The following is an 18,538-nucleotide window of genomic DNA, read 5'->3' as shown; positions in this document are numbered from 1 at the left end:
GATTGGCAAAATCAAGGTGTGGGTATCAGTTCTCGCGGTGTCTGGACAAAGCAAGTTGCAGGATGGCATCGCGAACGGCTTCCTTCTGTTCCATGGGCAGAAAATGAGTCGTACCCTCAAGAACCCTCACGTCAGCCGAGGGCAACAAGGTCTGCAGACGTTTTTGCGCCGCCGGCGAGAAGGTTGACCCGCGTTCCGCCGCCAGCGCGATAACCGGGCACCGCAACTGACGAATACCGGGCCAGGGGTTGTGTTCGGTATGGGCAAAGGTGGTGCTCTCCCACTCCGGCGCACACGCCAGGCGAACTTGATCGTCCTGCGGCAGAAAAGCGTGTTGGATGTAGGCCTCCAGCCATGCATCGGGCCAGGTCTTGAAGCCACCGCGGCCCCGATAGTTGTCCAGCGCAGCAGCGTGCGAGTCGAATACCCGGCGCCGACGGGCGGCTCCGGCGGCCAGTGACAACCGATGTGACTGGCGTAGCAGCTTGGCCAGCCGCTGTGGTGCTGGACCTATATGANCGGCTCCGGCGGCCAGTGACAACCGATGTGACTGGCGTAGCAGCTTGGCCAGCCACAACTTCAGGCCCTGCCCCGGATCCATGATCACCGGTTCCGCCAGAATCAGGCCCAGCACTTTGTCTGGCCGTCGGGCAGCGGCCATGATGCTGGTGGTGGCACCGATAGAATGGCCGGCGAGCCAGACCGGCTCGTCCAGGCTACCCAGCAGAGCGGTCATGTCGCGATAGTAGGTTTCCCAGCCCCGGAATGTCGAAAAGTTCGCCGCACCGGCGCTGGCCCCGTGCCCCCGCATGTCCCAGGCCAGGACATTGACGTCCGTGGCAAGCCCATCAAGGAGGGGGCGGTACAGGCGGCCATGGAAACCCGTTGCATGCGCCCAGTGCACCGTGGGGCGCGCTTTGGATTGCGGCCAGCGCCACAGTGCGATCTCCGCGCCATCCGGCGCCTGGAATTGGTCGCGTTCAGGGTTGTTGTGCTTATTGTTCATGAAGATCTGCTTCTTTGGCCGCCACTGTCGGGAGCAACAACTGAACCTGACCGCTGGCGATCGGTTTGCGCTTATCGCCCTGCCAGCAGGTCACCCGGACCAGGCTGCTCCGCCTGCCTTGTCGAACAATTTCGGCGCTGGCGAACGTCGATCGGGCCTGCGCGGAACGGAGGTAGTTAATGTGGCTGTCGAGAATGCGTGGGCAACGTTTGTCGGTATCCTGGCTTTGCGCAGCGACCCGCGCGGTGAGTTCGATCAGGGCGCCAAGCACGCCGCCATGGAGGGCGGGTAGCATAAAGTTGCCAATGAGCGCTTCACGACACGGCATATGAACCACTAGACCTACATCGTCGCGTTGAACCTCAAGCCCAAGGTGCCGTGCGTAGGGAATGCGCTCCAGCAGAGCCTGCCAGTCGGAACATTCTTTCCCGCTTTCGGTAGGGCCTGAGATGGGTTGTGCCGAATCGCCAGTCGTGCTCATGCGCCCTCCTTTTTTCGTCCACCGGCCTGGAATCGCTGGCCCTGGGTGTTGCGCATGAAGGTGGCGTTTGCCGTCGCTAACAGTGCACTATCGCTCTCGCTGAGGATGTCGCAATGGATGAACGCGACCTCGTCCGTTAAATGACGACAGGTGGCCACCGCCAAGAGGGCACGGTCGCCGATGGCGGGCCGCAGATAATCCATGCGCAGATCCAGCGTGGCAATGGGCATCAACTCCAGGGCCCCCGCGAATACCGCCAAGCCTCCGGCGGAGTCGGCCAGCGAGTAGAGCACGCTGGTGCAGATTTCTTTTGTATCCTCTTCGGCGAACATCCACGGCTGTGGGGTCAGGCGCATGCAGACCTGGTTTCCGTTCACAGAGACAACCTGCATACCCAGATCCCTGCCGTGGGGAACCTGTTCGGTGAACTGCCACGCCGTCGTCACAGCGTCACTGTGCTGAGCTCTGTTCGACTCCGTCATCAGATCTGCCCACCCCGGTTTGCATTTCGCACAGGGGCGGAAGTGGCGGGAAACAGCTGATTGTCATATGTCATTGCCATGTCAGTTTCTTCCGAATAACATTGTTGCTGGATTTTGGTTGGTTAACCAACCAAAAGTCAAGAATCTGTTGAGGCAAATGGCACGCCACCCGTGCAATGGCGTACGATCAGTGTAACAAGTCAGGTGGTGGCCGCTCTGATGAATAACGAACTGGCTTGCTGAGGAGATACTTAAGCGATGGTTAACAGACAGATGGCTCCTCCAAGCAAACTGGGCGACCAGGGCGACGTTTTGTCTAACGCAGCCAGGCTTTTTCGTGAGAAAGGCTTTGAAAGGACGTCGCTCAAGGAGATTGCCGAGGCCTGCAATATGCTGCCCGGAAGTCTGTATTATCGTTACAACAGCAAGGAAGCGCTGCTTGTCGAGCTGATGCGCCGGGGGGTGGACCTGGTTACCGCAGAGGTCGAGTCGGCTTACGCCAGTTCGGATGACCCGGTTGAGCGTTTACGTCTTTGTATCAACGCGCATCTGCGAGCCCTGTTGGTCGATTCGGACGCGGTTTACGTGCTGCTGTTTGAATGGCGGGCGCTGGGCCCGGAGGCTCGCGAGGAAATCATCGAACTGCGTGACCAGTACGAGTCCCTGTGGGCCGGTATCCTCGAAACAATGATTGCGCAGGGCGTGGTCCGCAAGAATATTGATGGCCGCCTGCTTCGCCTGATCGGCCTTGGGGCGCTCAACTGGGTTGCAACCTGGTTCGACCCGAACGGGGCTCATTCACTCGACACCATTGGCGACTTGATCTGGCAGATCGCTATGGACGGTGTGATCAATAAAGGGGGGCAGGCATAGGTTCTGGCTTCACAAACGCAAGCAAGTAGCCTCTGTTTATGATCGCTAATCATGCGGATGCACGGTTTGTGATCTGACATTTTGCCTGAACTGCTCAGGCGACTGGTCAAACCAGCGCTTGAAGGCGCGTCTGAAATTGGCACTGTCGTGATAGTTCATCAACGCGGCAATGGCCTCGATTGACAGCTGGCTGTCACGCAAGTAGGTCGCTGTCTGCTGGGACAGAATCTCGTCGCGAACTTTCCGAAAACCGCTGCGTTCCTGTTTGAGTTTGCGTGCCAGGGTGCGTTTGCTCATGAACAACGAGGCTGCTGCTTCGTCTTCACTGAGCGTTCCGGGCGGTCGGGACAACATCATCATCTTCAGCTGGGTCTGATAGCTCGGTTTATCCGACTGAAGTTGCGCAAGCATCGATTCACACTGTTGCAAGGCCAGACGATAGTTTTCGTGATTGGCGGAGGCATTCGGTTCCTGACACAACGACATCGGCAACGTAAGTTTTAACTGGTCGCAATCAAAGCGAATCTGCCCGGGCAAAAAATCGGCATACATTGCCTGATACGGGGGTTCAGGATGAGCGAAGCATATTTCAGCCTCATGCAAAGGGCGACCAATTATAAACTCGCCAAATTCAAAAAGGGCCTTAACCATCGCATCCGACAGGCACCGCTGTATGTCATCGTCCAGCGACTCCTGGTAGTCCAGAATACATTCCAGGCGCTCGTTGACTTGCCGCAAATGCAGTTGGATGAAGCTCGCGCGCGTGGGCAGAAAAGTATGAATCGCTTGCAGCGCAGTGAGAAAGTCGGGGCTGCTGTAGGCCACGAATCCCATCGCACCATGGGTTGCCGGGGTCAGTCGCTTGCCTAGCCATAACCCTAATTCCGGCTGGCCGGACAAATCCAGTGCGTTGCGCAGAATCCGCACCTGCTGCGCTGCGGTAAGCAGGCTTTCCTCGCTCAGGAATTGCGTCACACCAAGCCCGGTGCCGAGCAGCAGACGTGGCAGTTGTTTGGCTGTTAAATCGAGCTCACGTGCAATGAGCCGTGAGTAATTCGATGGAATACCGGGACCGGATTTTTGCAAATCACCCGTCTTCTGCGTCGTCATCATCGATCTTCCCCGTCCTAAATGATCGTCATTTTGTCTTTAAATGACCTCAGCTTGTCAAGAAATGACCTGACAGGAGTGTCGTCAGACAGACAATATCTATTACTGAACACTACTGGCAGGAGAACAATAATGGGCAAGATTACTTTTATAGAACATGATCAAACTGAACATGTTGCTGAATTCAAAGCTGGTTCCTCGGTAATGCAAATCGCCGTTGACAATCTGATTCCCGGTATTGACGGGGATTGTGGGGGAGAGTGTGCCTGTGGTACCTGCCACGTGATCGTCTCGGACGATTGGTTCAGAAAGACAGGTACGCCTGGTGGTGAGGAAGAGCAAATGCTGTCAATGACCCCGGAGCGGGCAAGCACTTCGCGCCTGGGCTGCCAGGTGGTCATTACTGATGAAATGGACGGCATGACCGTGCATTTACCCGAGTTCCAGATGTGAACATAGGAGGACGCATGCCAACACTGTCCAAAACATTTGACGACATTCAGTCCCGAGTGATTAATGCTACCTCCAGGGTGGTGCCGATGCACAGGCAGATCCAGGGGCTGAAACTGTTAATGGGCGCCAAGAAGAAGGCCTTCGGCCCACGCCGGCCCGTGCCCGAATTTGTTGAATCAGCCATCCCGGACGTTAACACGCTGGCCCTTGAGGACATCGATGTCAGCAATCCGTTTTTATATCGGCAGGATCAGTGGCGCGCCTATTTCAAACGGTTGCGTGATGAGGCTCCGGTCCATTACCAGAAGAACAGCCCCTTCGGCCCCTTCTGGTCGGTGACTCGCTTTGAAGACATCATGTTCGTGGATAAGAGTCACGACCTGTTTTCCGCCGAGCCGCAAATCATTCTGGGTGACCCTCCAGAGGGGCTGTCGGTGGAAATGTTCATAGCCATGGATCCGCCAAAACACGATGTGCAGCGCAGCTCGGTTCAAGGCGTGGTGGCACCAAAGAACCTGAAGGAAATGGAGGAGCTGATCCGATCGCGTACCGGCGATGTGCTTGACAGCCTGCCTCTGGGCCAGCCCTTCAACTGGGTGCCCACTGTATCGAAGGAACTCACCGGTCGCATGCTCGCAACCCTTCTGGATTTTCCTTACGAGGAACGTCACAAGCTGGTTGAGTGGTCGGATCGGATGGCCGGGGCAGCATCGGCAACCGGCGGCGAGTATGCCGATGAAGAGATCATGTTTGACGACGCGGCTGACATGGCCTGGTCCTTCTCCAGGCTCTGGAGGGATAAGGAAGCGCGCCGCGCGGCGGGCGAAGAGCCCGGTTTCGATTTGATCAGCCTGCTACAGAGCAACGACGACACCAAAGATCTGATCAATCGCCCGATGGAGTTTATCGGCAATCTGACGCTGCTTATCGTTGGCGGCAATGATACCACTCGCAACTCAATGAGTGGTGGCCTGGTGGCCATGAACGAATTCCCAAAGGAGCTCGAAAAACTGAAGGCAAAACCGGAACTGATTCCGAACATGGTGTCGGAAATCATCCGCTGGCAAACGCCGCTGGCCTATATGCGCCGAGTCGCCAAGCAAGATGTTGAGCTGGGCGGCCAGACCATCAAAAAGGGCGATCGCGTTGTGATGTGGTACGCCTCGGGCAACCGTGACGAGCGCAAGTTCGAAGACCCCGATCACTTCATTATCGATCGCAAGGACGCACGAAACCATATGTCATTTGGCTACGGTGTTCACCGTTGCATGGGCAACCGCCTGGCCGAATTGCAACTGCGTATCCTATGGGAAGAGATTCTCAAACGCTTTGACAAGATCGAAGTCGTCGGCGAGCCGGAGCGCGTGCAGTCCAACTTCGTGCGGGGCTATTCGGAGCTGATGGTCCAGCTGACACCAAAAAGTTAATGAACAGGCTAACCAGGATGACGACCGAACAATTTGACTATGTCGTGGTTGGCGCGGGCTCGGCCGGATGTGCTGTCGCCAGCCGCCTGTCGGAGAGCGGTCGCCATTCTGTGCTGCTGCTTGAAGCCGGTCCGGAGAGCCGCCGCAACCCTTTCGTGAACATGCCGCTGGGTTTCCTGCAGCTAATGTTCAGCCGCCGCTACAACTGGCAGTTCAATACCGAACCGCAGCGTCACATGCACGACCGGGCGCTTTTTCAGCCGCGGGGCAAGATGCTTGGCGGTTCCAGCGGCATGAACGCGCAGGTCTATATTCGCGGGCATGCCCGGGACTACGACGAGTGGGCACGGCTGGGGTGCAAAGGGTGGTCATACGCCGAGGTGTTGCCCTACTTCCGCCGATCGGAACATTTCGAGCCCAAACTTACGCCGAATGAGGCAGAATTTCATGGTCAGGGTGGTCCGCTGAACGTTGCCGAGCGCCGCTATACCAATCCGCTGAGCACGGCGTTTGTCGAGGCGGCGACCCAGGCAAAGTACCGGCTCAATACAGATTTCAACGGCAGTGAGCAGGAGGGCGTGGGCTTCTACTACGCCTACCAGAAAGACGGCACACGCTGTAGCAACGCGCGGGCCTATCTCGAACCCGCCACGGCGCGTTCCAACCTGACGGTTTGCAGCGGCGCGTATGTCACCCGGGTGCTACTCGAAGACACCCGCGCCACCGGTGTCGAATACCGCGATACAAAGGGGCTGACGCAGGTTCGTGCCGGGCGCGAAGTTGTGCTCTGCGGCGGCGCGTTCAACTCGCCGCAACTGCTGATGCTGTCCGGGATCGGTCCGCGGGAGGAGCTGTCCCGGCATGGCATAGAACTGCGCCATGCGTTGGAGGGCGTCGGGCAGAATCTCCAGGATCATATCGACGTGTTCGTGCGCGTCAGCGCCCGCAGCCGCCAAAGCATCTCGATGCATCCGAGCTACTGGCTCAAGGGGCTGTGGGGCGCTTTGACGTATCTGAGCGGTCGGCGGGGCGTGCTGTCGAGCAACGGCGCCGAGGCCGGCGGGTTCATCCGCTCCCGGCCCGAGGAGCCGGTACCCGACCTGCAGCTGCACTTCGCGCCAATGCTGTACGACGATCACGGGCGAGACCTGAAGACCGCGATGAGCGGTTATGGCTACGCGGTGATGATCTACGGGCTTAGGCCGTCGTCGCGCGGGCGCGTCGGTCTGCACAGTGCCGACCCGTTTGCCGCGCCGCTGATCGACCCCAACTACATGGCCGAGTCCGCCGATGTCGAGCGACTGGTGCGCGGTGTCCACCTGGTGCGCAAGATCCTGGCGCAGGCGGCGTTTGCCCCGCACCACGAGGTTGAGGTCTTGCCCGGGCCGGCGCTGCAGAATGACGACGATCTCGCCGCATGGGTACGGCGCAGCGGTGAATCAGCGTACCACCCGGTTGGCACCTGCAAGATGGGTGTTGATCCGATGGCGGTGGTCGATCCGCGCCTGCGCGTGCATGGCCTGCAATGCCTGCGGGTGGTCGATGCCTCCATCATGCCGACGCTGGTCGGCGGAAACACCAATCAGCCGGCAACCATGATCGGCGAGAAAGGTGCCGCGATGATACTTGAGGATGCCGGGGAGATGGTCGGCTGAGCTCCGCGCGCGCGGGCGTCACAGGGCTCAGTTGGCATCTGGACTTCTGATCAATCTGATTCCAAAGAACAGTAGAAAGAGACAGGCTATGGCAAACCAACAGAAAGAGACGACAGTCATCGTTGGCGGCGGGCACGCAGCAGGTGCGCTCCTGACAACCTTGCTGCAAAAGAAATATCAACATGAGGTGGTCCTGGTGGGCGAAGAGCCACATCCACCCTATCAGCGGCCGCCCCTGTCCAAGAACTACCTGGCAGGCGAGGTGGATCAGGAGTCGCTGTACCTCAAGCCGCGCTCGGTGTACGAGAACGCCGGCCATCAGTTGCGGCTCGGTGTACGTGCCGAACAAATTGATCGGGACAACAAGACCATCAGTTTGTCGGACCAGAGCACATTGAAATACGATCGACTGGTCCTGGCCACGGGGTCACACGTTCGACGCCTGAACGCACCCGGGGCTGACTTGAAGGGCATTCATTACCTACATGACATAGCTGACTCGGATGCCCTGCGTGAACAACTGGTTCCGGGGAAACGCTTGGTCATCGTGGGTGGTGGTTACATTGGCCTTGAAGTGGCAGCCAGCGCTACCAAAAAAAGCGTTGATGTCACGGTACTGGAAGCGGCCGAGCGTCTTATGCAGCGTGTAACAGGCCCGGAAATGTCGGAGTTTTTTTACACCAAACACAGTAACGCTGGCGTGGATCTACGCCTGAACACGGCGGTAACCGGTTTCGAAGCTAGCGATCAGGGGCATGTGGCTGGCGTGACATTGGCGAGCGGCGGCACTGTACCGGCCGACATCGTGCTCGTTTCAGTGGGTGTTGTGCCGGAAACCGCGCTGGCTGAGGCCGCCGGCCTGCCCTGTGATGACGGCATTATTGTTGACGAGTTTACCCGCACAGAAGATCCAGCCATCCTGGCGATCGGCGACTGTACCCGCCACCGGAATCTTTTCTTCGAGAAGATGCAGCGCCTTGAATCTGTCGCCAACGCGGTTGATCAGGCCCGGACAGTGGCGGCAACCCTGATGGGCGAGAAGAAACCCTATAATAGCGCTCCATGGTTCTGGTCGAACCAGTATGACGTGCGTCTGCAGATGGTGGGGTTGTCGCAATATCATGATCAGCGTGTGCTGCGCGGAAGCCCGGAAGACAAGGGATTTGCGGTGTTCTATCTCCGCGATGGCTGTGTCATTGCTGTTGATGCGGTCAACCTGCCCATCGCTTTTATGGTCGGCAAGACCCTCGTTCAACAACGCAGGCAGGTCAATCCTGAAATGTTGAAGGATCCGGATATTGAACTGAAGTCCTTGGTGAGCGGTCAGTCCATAAATTGAAATTGACGACCGAGTAGAGCTGTGCCCTTAGTTTGCCCAAAATTGCGAAAGCAATGCACAACTCATACGGCCTATGGATATCATATCCTACGACCGACAGCTTTCAGTGAGCGCAAAGGATGCGTGAGCCACAACCGGCGGAATTTCCCGTAGCCAGACACATTACTGTTGCTCTGGTAAACCGAGAGCACCATAGCGAATGATATGGACTCCCCCTGCTCCCACGGCATCGATGTGCCACATTGAAGGTGTCTGACATCTTCAATCAAAAGCAGGAGGAGTCATCATGAATGTTACAACCATTGGCATCGATCTGGCGAAAACTGTGTTCAGTATTCATGGCACCGATCAACACGGCAAGGTCGTGGTTCGCAAACGACTGAACCGGCCCAAGCTGTTGCCTTATATCGCTCAGCTCCCACCCTGCCTGATTGGCATGGAAGCCTGCTCGGGTGCCCACCATTGGGCTCGGGAAATGACCAAACTCGGCCACGATGTCCGAATCATTGCACCCCGGTTTGTCGCGCCCTATCGCAAGAGCAGCAAGAACGACGACAACGATGCCGAGGCCATCTGTGAGGCAGTAGGTCGGCCGAATATGCGGTTTGTTCCAATCAAGACCGAAGACCAGCAAGCCGTACTGTGCCTGCATCGTATTCGCCGTGGACTGACCAAAGAACGCACCGCGCAGATCAATCAGATTCGTGGGCTGCTGGCCGAGTTCGGACTGATCATTCCCCAGGGCCGTTACGCCGCACGGCGCCGGGTTCCCGAAATCCTGGAGGATGCCGAAAACGACTTACCCATGCTCGCTCGCCGCTTAATCAACAACATCAACCAACGCATTCGACAGCTCGATGAAGAAATCCTGGCTTACGATCGGGAGGTCGAAGCGATGGCCCGGAGCGATGAGCAGGCCAAGCGCCTTATGGCCATACCGGGTATCGGACCACAGACCGCAACAGCCCTGCTGGCCAGTGCGCCTGACCCCAGACAGTTCAAAAGTGGGCGACACTTTGCCGCATGGTTGGGTCTGGTGCCCCGACAATACTCGACCGGTGGCAAGGTGCGACTTGGCCGAATCACCAAGCGCGGGGACAAATACCTGCGAACGCTGCTGATCCATGGCACCCGGGCAGTGATTGCAAAATTACCGGATAAGAATGATCGACTCAGTGACTGGGCCAAAGACCTGGTGGAACGACGTGGATACAAGCGGGCCGCCGTTGCGATGGCGGCCAAGAACGCCCGGATTATATGGGCACTACTCATGAATCAAACCGAGTTTAAGACACAGCCTGTGGAGGGCTAAAACCGAGCACCAACGACAGGCAGAACAAGCCTGCCAGAAGAGTCTTGCAACGGCAAGCGATGACGGAACGGTCAGACCGAGAGTGGGAGAACCTGTTTATTTCTGCGGCTCAGCGAAGCCGACTAACGAATAAGGTCCCCGCTCACACGCATCATCATCCTGGCCCGGGCAAAAACGCCCACAAAGAGGCCGAATGTAGAGCCGCAGTCTCAAACCGCTTCGGATTCAAATGGCGTTGCTTGACCGCAGGGGGAGTCCATGTAGGTGAAATAATTCTCTATATGTCCCACTAATAACCTCACCTTGCAATTACCGACGAAAATATGAACTTGATTTTACCCACAAAGAAAAAGCGAAGTCTCTATCGGCCATTATGGGTAGAGGTTCCGATCACTCAATCCTTCATAAGCAACATCGCCCATTCGGTGTCGACCTCTTGTTTTGGTTCATCTGAGCATATGCTTTTTCATGCGGATGGGTGGTGGCAGCCAAGACAGGGCTTTTCAGACTGCAAGCTTCAAGCGGTGTGTAAATCAAACACAGTAAGATTCCGGCTTATTGATGGTGGACATCAAGAACCGATAGTTACGAGCGGTATTAATGTTAAGACACTTGCTCGATTAAATGAAACTTGCGGGACTACTGAAAAGGTTTTCTATAGTAAGGACGTGCCGGTCCTGATGGCTATATACTACTCGACTAAACGATACGAGACCTTTAAATGATGCATAAGGCTGGGGCTATATACCTAAGGAAGATCTGAATAACCGCTGGTTTTTGCCCCTTTTCCGCAATCTTGGCGGAAAAGGGGCGCATTGGTCTTACGCTGCAGGTTTTTATCAATCAGCAGGTTGCTGAAAGCGACCAGCAAATGCAGACGGTTGGTATACTTGGCATTTAAAAGCGATATGCAACACCGATGCTCACGATAGTGGGGTCCACTTCCACTTTTGCCTGAACAGGGGCCGGGCCCAGGTTACCGGTGATATCCGCCTCGAAGGGTGCATATCTAACGTCAAAATTTGCCGACCAGTTATTGTGTATCCTCCAGCGAAAACCAGCCTGAACCGCAGGGGCCCATGTATCTTCGACGTCGAAGTCGGTTAGTGCGCGATCCTTCTCATCTAAAAAGAGAATCCGTCCTACACCCGCTCCAAAGTACGGAGAGAAGTTGCTACCCGTCAAAACATGATACTGAAGCGAAAGAATTACCGGACCATAATCTGTTTGACCAAGAAAAAGACCGGAGAGAGACTCTTCGCCCTGGAGGTCCGCACTAGCGGGAATGCCGCCAAAAATGTTAAATGCCAGCTGATTACTCAGAAAATACGACACGTCGAATGATACGGTCGTATCGTTGTTAATAGACAGGTTGGAATTTGGAACGGGGGCACTCCCCGCAGAGGCTGATCGCAAATCTTCATCGGTTAGAACTCTAGTGGCATTCAGCCCAACCACCCAGTCGCCTCTACTGTAAACCGGCTCAGATTGAGCGTTGGCCAGGCTCGCAGCAAGTGAAAGTAAAAGGAACGCCACTAACGAGACTTTACTAATTATTTTAGGTTTCATTTTTTATTATCCTTTTTGGTATTAAAACAAATTGGCTTTAGGTAAAACTGCAATTTTTCGTAACACAAATGCCACTCATTGAAGCTAGCTTGCCGGTTTATTGACTAATACTTCCCCATACTCAGAACGCAGCTTGTTTTTTAATACTTTCCCAGTGGCATTGCGTGGCAATCCTTCCACAAAGATCGCGCGATCCGGGATCTGCCACTTGGCGACTTTCCCTTGATAATGAGCAAGAAGTTCCTCCTCAGTAATATTTGCGTCGGGTATTTTTACTGCCAACAGGATCGGTCGTTCGTCCCATTTATCATGGGAGGCCGCCACTACGGCAGCTTCATTGATGGCAGAATGGCCCATTGCGATTCCCTCCAATTCGACTGTAGATATCCATTCACCACCAGATTTAATAATATCTTTTGAGCGGTCACGTATTGTCATAAATCCATCATCATTGATCGAAGCAACATCACCTGTCTCGAACCAACCGTCTTCCTCAAGAGTCTGATTTGGTTCAACACCGAAGTAATCGGCTACCACCCAATGACCACGGATGCGGAGATTTCCCTGAGCAATGCCATCTTCGGGCAGTTGATGGCCGTCTTCACCCACAATTTTGAGCTGCACCCCGTAGGGAGGCCGTCCCTGGCTTTCACGGATTTTGTTTCTTCCTTCCTCCGAAAGAGTATTGTGTTTCGACAGCAGTGCATTGACGGTTCCGATCGGTGATGTTTCTGTCATTCCCCATGCATGGACAACTTCTACGCCATACTTACCACGAAACTCCGACATCATTGAGGGCGGACAAGCGCTACCCCCTATCACCGTCCGTTTAAGCGACTGTGCCGAGGAGCCAAGCTCGTCCAAAGCCGAGAGAAGTCCCTGCCAAATCGTAGGCACACCCAGCGCAATCGTTACGCTTTCTGAATCGATCAGCTTGACCAAACTTTGCCCATCCAGGCCAGGACCAGGCAACACCAGTTTGGCTCCAACCATCGCCGTAATGTAGGGTACCCCCCACGCATTTACGTGAAACATAGGAACAACCGGCATCACCACATCCCGTGCCGATAAATTCAGTGCGTCGGGTTGAGCAGCTACCAGCGCGTGCAGAACGGTGGAGCGGTGTGAATAGAGCACCCCTTTGGGATTTCCAGTGGTGCCCGATGTATAGCAGAGGCTTGAAGCCTGGTTTTCGGCGATTTCAGGCCAATTCGCGTTAGGCGTTCCTCGCTGGAGAAACTCTTCATAAAACAACAATCCTGGAAATTGCGCTGCAATTTCTTCGTCCGGTTCGGACATCAATACAAATTCCTCAACCGTCTCCAGTCGGTCTCGGATATTTGAAACAATGGGAAGGAACGTTTTGTCAAAGAATATGACTTTGTCTTGAGCATTGTTGATAACGTAAACGAGTTGTTCTGGAAACAGTCGCGGGTTAATAGTGTGACACACCATCCCGCCACCAGAGATGCCAAGATAACATTCCAGGTGCCCCACGTTATTCCAACAAATGGTCGCGCACCGATCCCCCTGGACATAGCCTGCCGTTCGAAGCGCTGACGCAAGTTGTCGCGACCGCTCCGAAACAGTTGCCCAGTCAGATCGACTGGGATTTCCATCCGTTCCTATCGACACAATCTCAGCGTCTCCATGGTAGCGAGCAGCATGGTCGATCAAGGAATTCACGGTGAGCTCCATGTTCATCATTTGGCCAAGCACGTTTATCTCCTGTCGTTTTTGTAGTTGGTTGACGCGAGTATCTGGCGTCATTAAGGTCCAATGTAGAAGGCATAATCCGGGTTTGAACCTAAACATTTCCCAAGAGGATGTCGGCTGCATTTTCGGCAATCATCATGGTGGGTGCGTTGGTGTTACCGGCAACCAAACTGGGCATTATCGAGGCATCGACAACTCTTAGCCCTTCAATCCCTCTGACTTTCAATTCCGGATCAACGACTGAATCCGGATCCGCGCCCATACGACAAGTGCCAACGGGGTGGTAAATAGTCTCTGCATTTTCCCGGATAAAGTCCGCAATCTGACCGTCCGAAGACACCAAGTTTCCGGGCTTAATTTCTCGTTCACTATGTAAAGCCATTGTTGGTGCCCCGAGTATCCGTCGTCCAAATTTAACGGCCGAGATCATTGTTTTGATGTCTTCGGGGTTACTGAGATAATTGGGTTGAATCAACGGGTCGGCCAATGGGTCAGGGCTTTTGAGGCCAATAAAACCGCGGCTTCTGGGCATTAGATCGCAAATATGCAAGGTGTACCCATACCCGGCCATCACTTTTCGTCCATGATCCTTCAGGTAAGTTGGCAAAAAGTGGAATTGCACATTTGGCCGTTCGCACGAGCGCTCGGATTTAACAAAGCCTCCGGACTCGGCAACATTACTGGTAAGAAATCCACGTCGCGCAAAGATATATGAGAATAATGCGCTCACGCCCCGAAACAGGAAACTGGGAGCAACGCCAATGGGCAAACGTGAGTTCGCCGCGTGCATGATCGTAATATCCAAATGATCAACCAGATTCTGGCCGACCTCAGGAAGATGATGCACAAGGGGGATCCCGTGTTTTCCAAGCTCTTGGCTATCACCGATTCCCGAAAGCATCAGCAGTTGTGGTGAATGAACCGCACCACCAGACAATATGATTTCACCGCCGTTATTGAGTCTAAGCTGGCGATATTCGCCCCCCTGGTTCAGTGTCACACCGACTGCCCGCTTACCGTCCATTACCACCCGGGTTACCCGCGCGTCCGTTAGCACATCAAGATTAGGCCGGTTCTCCGCGACACGCAGAAATGCCTGCGCTGAACTCCAACGCCGACCATTTTTTTGTGTCACCTGGTAGAGTCCCAATCCCTCTTGCGTCTCTCCATTAAAGTCCGTGTTTACCGGGAGCTCTACATGAGGTGCCGCTCGAACAAAATCTCGACTCAACGGATTGACTGATTTGAGTTCACTTACGGTGAGCTCACCGCCCTCCCCATGGTAAGAATCTGCGCCAAAACGTTTATTATCTTCCAGTCGACGAAACAATTTTAAAGCGCGATCCCATCCCCAGAGGTCGGTCCCGGCAACTTGACCCCAGTGGTCATAATCGGCTTTGTGACCTCTGATATAGACCATGGCGTTGATAGAAGAGGACCCGCCAAGCGTTTTACCACGAGGCCAAAACAGGCGGCGCTCCTTCAGATGTTCTTGAGGTTCGGTTTCAAGAGCCCAATTCAGCTTTTTACTATTGGAAAGGAGTGCTATACCTATAGGCATATGTATGAGTGGATTTTTATCCTTTGGGCCCGCTTCTAGCAACACTACTCGCTTTGAAGAGTCCGCCGTAAGCCGATTGGCCAATACACAGCCCGCCGATCCCGCACCGACAATAATGTAATCGTACATAATAACTCTCTTATTATTTGATTATGCTCAGCCCAGAATTCGAACAGCTGCCTCTATAAGACGCCGGACCCAGGCTGTATAGGGTGGGAAAAGAAGATGCATAAGAGAATGTTTATCCTCCATCAACGCCTTTTCATGCGAAAAAGCGCGGAAGCCGTATTCACCGTGTGCCGCCCCTATCCCGGAATTATTAACTCCACCAAACGGCAGACCCGGATGTAGAAAATGCACAACTGTAAGGTTGACTCCTACAGCGCCGGAGCTCGTTCGCTCGATAATATCCGTGGCAAAAGACTCTTTTTTGTCGAATATGTAAAGCGCAAGCGGTTTAGGGTTATCGTTGATTTTCTTGATAACCAGATCAATATCGTCGAATTCAATAACGGGTAAGATCGGGCCGAATAACTCCTCACGTGAAATATCCATGTCACTGGATACATTTGAAATTAACGTCGGAGCAATAAAATTCTCTTCAGCATCTGTAACACCGCCTTCAAAGACTCTTGCACCTTTGCTTTTGGCATCATCTATCAGGTTTGAAACTCGCTGGAAATGACGTCGATTTACAATCCGGCAATAGTCGGCGGTCGATTTCTGGGCTTCTGGTGTTTTTCCATAGACTCGCCCAATTTCCGTTTTAAGTGCTTCATTGAATTGATCTGCGATATTAACGTGCACAAAAACATGATCTGGGGCGATACAGGTCTGTCCATTATTGGCAAACTTACCCCAGACAATGTTTCTTGCAGCCCTCTTTATGTTGGCATCTGGACCGACAATGGTCGGGGACTTACCCCCCAATTCCAGTGTCACTGAGGAAAGATTCTTGGCGGCAGCCTCCATGACCAGCTTGCCGACCGCAGGACTGCCCGTGAAGAATATATGGTCGAAGGGCAAGGCCAACAGTTTCTGCGCTACCGCGGCATCACCCTCAATCACGGAAACCAGATCGGGAGGGAAGGTTTCGGCGACAATGTTGGCAATCACCTTTGAGGTATGGGGTGTCATTTCCGAGGGTTTAATGATGGCTCCGTTCCCTGCAGCTAACGCTGAGACGAGAGGTCCGAGCGCAAGATTGAGCGGATAATTCCACGGTGCAATAATCAGGCACACTCCCTTTGGTTCTGGCCGAACATAAGATTTCGTGCCCAGAACACCAACGGATGCAGCCACTCGCTTCGGACGCATCCATTTACGCAAGTGTTTTTTAGTGTGTCGAATTTCCTGAAGCACCGGCAGGAGTTCAGTTAATTTGACTTCTGGAGCGGGTTTTCGAAAGTCCGCCGCGCACGCCGCAATGATGTTTGATTCGTGGCGTTTAATTGAATCCCGCAGCTGGTCGAGCTGCGCTATTCGAGCCTCCAAGGTAAAGCTTCCGCGACGCGCAAGTTGTGCCCGCTGTAGGGCCGCGAACGTTGAATCAATCGTATCGCTGGTTGACACATTGGTCACCCCAACCTCCGCCAGACTAGCAATCTGCATTATAAAATCACCTCTTGCTGAACGAGACTGTTGTTATTTTCAATCGGATTACTAGTCTTCATAGAGGACATAGTCCTCTTTTGTGGCACCACAGTCCGGACAGCACCAATCGTCTGGAATATCTTCAAAACGAGTGCCCGCAGGGAAGCCTTCGGCTTCATCTCCGAGAGCTTCATCGTAGATATGGCCGCAAGTGATGCAGACCCACTTCCGATAGGTATCTTTTTGAGTCGAGTCTTTGGGCGATTTTGAAGAGGTGGGCTTCGGTTTCGCTTTGGGCTTTGTTTTATTTTTAGCTGAAGGAGTAGATGCGTCCGTTGCTTTCTGCGATGCTCCCTCGGTCTTAGCTTGGCTGGCAGGGCGGACCGCTGTATTGGTTGCGGACACCGAAAGTTCCGGGTTCGCTTCTTGAAGCGCAACGAAGTCAACCTTATCCCTGACGGCACAGTCTGGACAGGACCAGTCTTCAGGAATTTTTTCCCATGTCGTTCCTGCAGGAAAGCCTTCGTGCGGATCACCAACCACTTCGTCGTATACATAACCACAATCAGGGCATTGATATTTAGCCATTTAGAGCACCTTTCAAACGATATTATTGTCTTTGTTTTGGTAGCGCCCGACGCGCACCCTCTTTCAGGTGCACGTCAGAGGCTCTTTTTCTGCAACGTAAATAAAGTAAACGAGGTATATAAGTTCCGATTAGCCGATCATTTAGCCGCGGCGGTATCGACTGATTCAGAATCAGTCCCACCAAATTTACGCTCATAGAATTCACGCTTGCCGGGTTGAATCTGAATCTTGTCGAGATCTCCTTTAGCCCAATCCAGCACCCGGTGGTCCATTATCGAACGAAACCATGAGGGAAACATTGCGGCCAGGAACATTCCGGGATATCCCGAAGGTAAGGAAGGCAGGTCTTTGAAATCGCGAAGCGATTGATAGGACCTTGTAGGATGGGCGTGATGGTCGGAATGTCGTTGCAAATGAAACAGAATCAGGTTCGACATAATATGGTTTGAGTTCCATGAGTGGTGCGGTTGTTGACGCTCATAACGTCCATCCGACATCTTCTCGCGCAGCAATCCGTAATGCTCAATGTAGTTGGCGCTGGTCAGCTGCCACCAGCCAAAGGCCATTTGAATGGGCAAAAAGATCAGCATTAAGGGACCAAAAAACGCCAGCAATCCCGCATAAAGCACAGCGGTCAAAATCATAGGCTGAAGAACTTCGTTCTCCAGGCTCCAGACACTTTTTCCACAACGACTGAGGCGCTGTTCCTCTAAATCCCATGCCCGCTTGAAAGCACCGGGAATTTCACGCAGTGAGAATGAGTAAATGGACTCACCCATGCGGGATGTCGCCGGGTCCATCGGCGTAGCCACATCACGGTGATGCCCCTTATTGTGCTCAATGAAGAAATGACCATATCCGACCACGGCGAGGACAAGCTTCGCCATCCAACGGTCAAACGTTTCTTTTTTATGGCCAAGTTCGTGGCCTGTGTTCAGAGCCAGGCCATTCACGATTCCCAGGGAAAGGGCCAATGCCAGAAACTCGAAAACACTCATTGGTTGCGTGGATACCCACCAGGCACTGACAATCAAGGCGGCATAGTGAATAGGAACCGTCAAGTAGGTCAGTACCCGATAGTAACGATCCTGTTCAAGCCGAGGCACAGCCGACTCGGGGGGGTTTGAAAAATCCTCTCCAAACATGGCATCAATCAAGGGAACTGCGCCATACCAAAGGATCAACACCAATCCGTACCAAATGCTCCATCCAGTCTGGGATACCAAATAAAGGCCAATAAGAGGCGTCGCTGGCCACAGCACAGAAAGGACCCAGAGGTGGCGTTTTCTGTCGACATAACCTTCGGCATCAGGGTCTCTCTGAAGAGACTCTGTTGTTAAGACATTTTCTGACATTGACATTAGGATCACCTT

17 protein-coding genes are annotated in these 18,538 nt (G+C 53.9%); 6 read left to right on the top strand and 11 right to left on the bottom strand.

Annotation, left to right across the window (positions count from 1 at the left end; translation table 11 throughout):
• Positions 1–25: 25 nt before the first annotated feature.
• The 4 genes from CLH61_RS18615 to CLH61_RS17265 form a co-directional block, all read right to left on the bottom strand.
• Positions 26–463 (bottom strand): alpha/beta fold hydrolase, encoded by a 438-nt coding sequence (locus CLH61_RS18615; RefSeq protein WP_407657602.1) that lies wholly within the window; start codon positions 461–463, stop codon positions 26–28.
• 56 nt (positions 464–519) lie between these two features.
• A partial coding sequence (locus CLH61_RS18610; RefSeq protein ID WP_228152686.1) for an alpha/beta hydrolase occupies positions 520–1,006 on the bottom strand: 487 nt, incomplete at its 3' end.
• On the bottom strand, positions 996–1,487 hold the full coding sequence (locus CLH61_RS17270) for a PaaI family thioesterase (protein WP_014422287.1): 492 nt from the start codon (positions 1,485–1,487) through the stop codon (positions 996–998). The genes CLH61_RS17270 and CLH61_RS18610, both read right to left, overlap by 11 nt.
• A complete protein-coding gene (locus tag CLH61_RS17265) occupies positions 1,484–1,969 on the bottom strand; it encodes a PaaI family thioesterase (RefSeq protein WP_014422288.1) in 486 nt (161 codons plus the stop codon). Before CLH61_RS17265 ends, CLH61_RS17270 begins: the two co-directional genes overlap by 4 nt.
• A gap of 258 nt (positions 1,970–2,227) precedes the next feature.
• Between CLH61_RS17265 and CLH61_RS17260 the strand changes: the two genes are divergently transcribed.
• The gene (locus tag CLH61_RS17260; RefSeq protein WP_014422289.1) at positions 2,228–2,842 is read left to right on the top strand and encodes a TetR/AcrR family transcriptional regulator; all 615 of its coding nucleotides are present in this window, start codon (positions 2,228–2,230) and stop codon (positions 2,840–2,842) included.
• A gap of 45 nt (positions 2,843–2,887) precedes the next feature.
• On the opposite strand, the gene CLH61_RS17255 is transcribed toward CLH61_RS17260, so the two are convergent.
• On the bottom strand, positions 2,888–3,955 hold the full coding sequence (locus CLH61_RS17255) for a transcriptional regulator CypR (protein ID WP_014422290.1): 1,068 nt from the start codon (positions 3,953–3,955) through the stop codon (positions 2,888–2,890).
• A 129-nt stretch (positions 3,956–4,084) separates the two neighbouring features.
• Here CLH61_RS17255 and CLH61_RS17250 point away from each other — a divergent pair, with 129 nt between their 5' ends.
• From CLH61_RS17250 to CLH61_RS17230, 5 genes are all read left to right on the top strand, one after another.
• On the top strand, positions 4,085–4,405 hold the full coding sequence (locus CLH61_RS17250; RefSeq protein ID WP_008170311.1) for a 2Fe-2S iron-sulfur cluster-binding protein: 321 nt from the start codon (positions 4,085–4,087) through the stop codon (positions 4,403–4,405).
• Positions 4,406–4,419: 14 nt separating this feature from the next.
• Positions 4,420–5,832: a cytochrome P450 gene (locus tag CLH61_RS17245; RefSeq protein WP_041654913.1), complete on the top strand. Its 1,413-nt coding sequence runs from the start codon at positions 4,420–4,422 to the stop codon at positions 5,830–5,832.
• A 17-nt stretch (positions 5,833–5,849) separates the two neighbouring features.
• Entirely contained in the window at positions 5,850–7,487 is a 1,638-nt protein-coding gene (locus CLH61_RS17240) for a GMC family oxidoreductase (protein WP_225316732.1), read from the top strand.
• An 88-nt stretch (positions 7,488–7,575) separates the two neighbouring features.
• Positions 7,576–8,826, top strand: coding sequence for an NAD(P)/FAD-dependent oxidoreductase (locus tag CLH61_RS17235; protein ID WP_041654915.1), 1,251 nt, complete (start codon positions 7,576–7,578; stop codon positions 8,824–8,826).
• Between the two features lie 286 nt (positions 8,827–9,112).
• A complete protein-coding gene (locus tag CLH61_RS17230; RefSeq protein WP_008170306.1) occupies positions 9,113–10,138 on the top strand; it encodes an IS110 family RNA-guided transposase in 1,026 nt (341 codons plus the stop codon).
• Between the two features lie 897 nt (positions 10,139–11,035).
• Here the strand turns inward: CLH61_RS17230 and CLH61_RS17225 are convergent.
• The 6 genes from CLH61_RS17225 to CLH61_RS17200 all read right to left on the bottom strand — a co-directional run bounded on the left by CLH61_RS17225 (position 11,036) and on the right by CLH61_RS17200 (position 18,526).
• Entirely contained in the window at positions 11,036–11,707 is a 672-nt protein-coding gene (locus tag CLH61_RS17225; RefSeq protein WP_008170303.1) for an OmpW/AlkL family protein, read from the bottom strand.
• A gap of 84 nt (positions 11,708–11,791) precedes the next feature.
• Positions 11,792–13,477: a long-chain fatty acid--CoA ligase gene (locus CLH61_RS17220; protein WP_227716479.1), complete on the bottom strand. Its 1,686-nt coding sequence runs from the start codon at positions 13,475–13,477 to the stop codon at positions 11,792–11,794.
• A 37-nt stretch (positions 13,478–13,514) separates the two neighbouring features.
• Complete coding sequence (locus CLH61_RS17215) at positions 13,515–15,113, bottom strand: GMC family oxidoreductase (protein ID WP_014422295.1); 1,599 nt, start codon at positions 15,111–15,113, stop codon at positions 13,515–13,517.
• Positions 15,114–15,140: 27 nt separating this feature from the next.
• Entirely contained in the window at positions 15,141–16,595 is a 1,455-nt protein-coding gene (locus tag CLH61_RS17210) for an aldehyde dehydrogenase family protein (protein ID WP_014422296.1), read from the bottom strand.
• Between the two features lie 51 nt (positions 16,596–16,646).
• Complete coding sequence (locus CLH61_RS18700; RefSeq protein ID WP_014422297.1) at positions 16,647–17,165, bottom strand: rubredoxin; 519 nt, start codon at positions 17,163–17,165, stop codon at positions 16,647–16,649.
• A gap of 137 nt (positions 17,166–17,302) precedes the next feature.
• The gene (locus CLH61_RS17200; protein ID WP_197463861.1) at positions 17,303–18,526 is read right to left on the bottom strand and encodes an alkane 1-monooxygenase; all 1,224 of its coding nucleotides are present in this window, start codon (positions 18,524–18,526) and stop codon (positions 17,303–17,305) included.
• Between the last annotated feature and the right edge of the window lie 12 nt (positions 18,527–18,538).

It is taken from the genome of Marinobacter profundi (assembly GCF_002744715.1).
Lineage (GTDB): Bacteria > Pseudomonadota > Gammaproteobacteria > Pseudomonadales > Oleiphilaceae > Marinobacter > Marinobacter profundi.
Note: the sequence above shows the minus strand (reverse complement) of the source record. Positions and strands in the feature narration are given on the sequence as shown.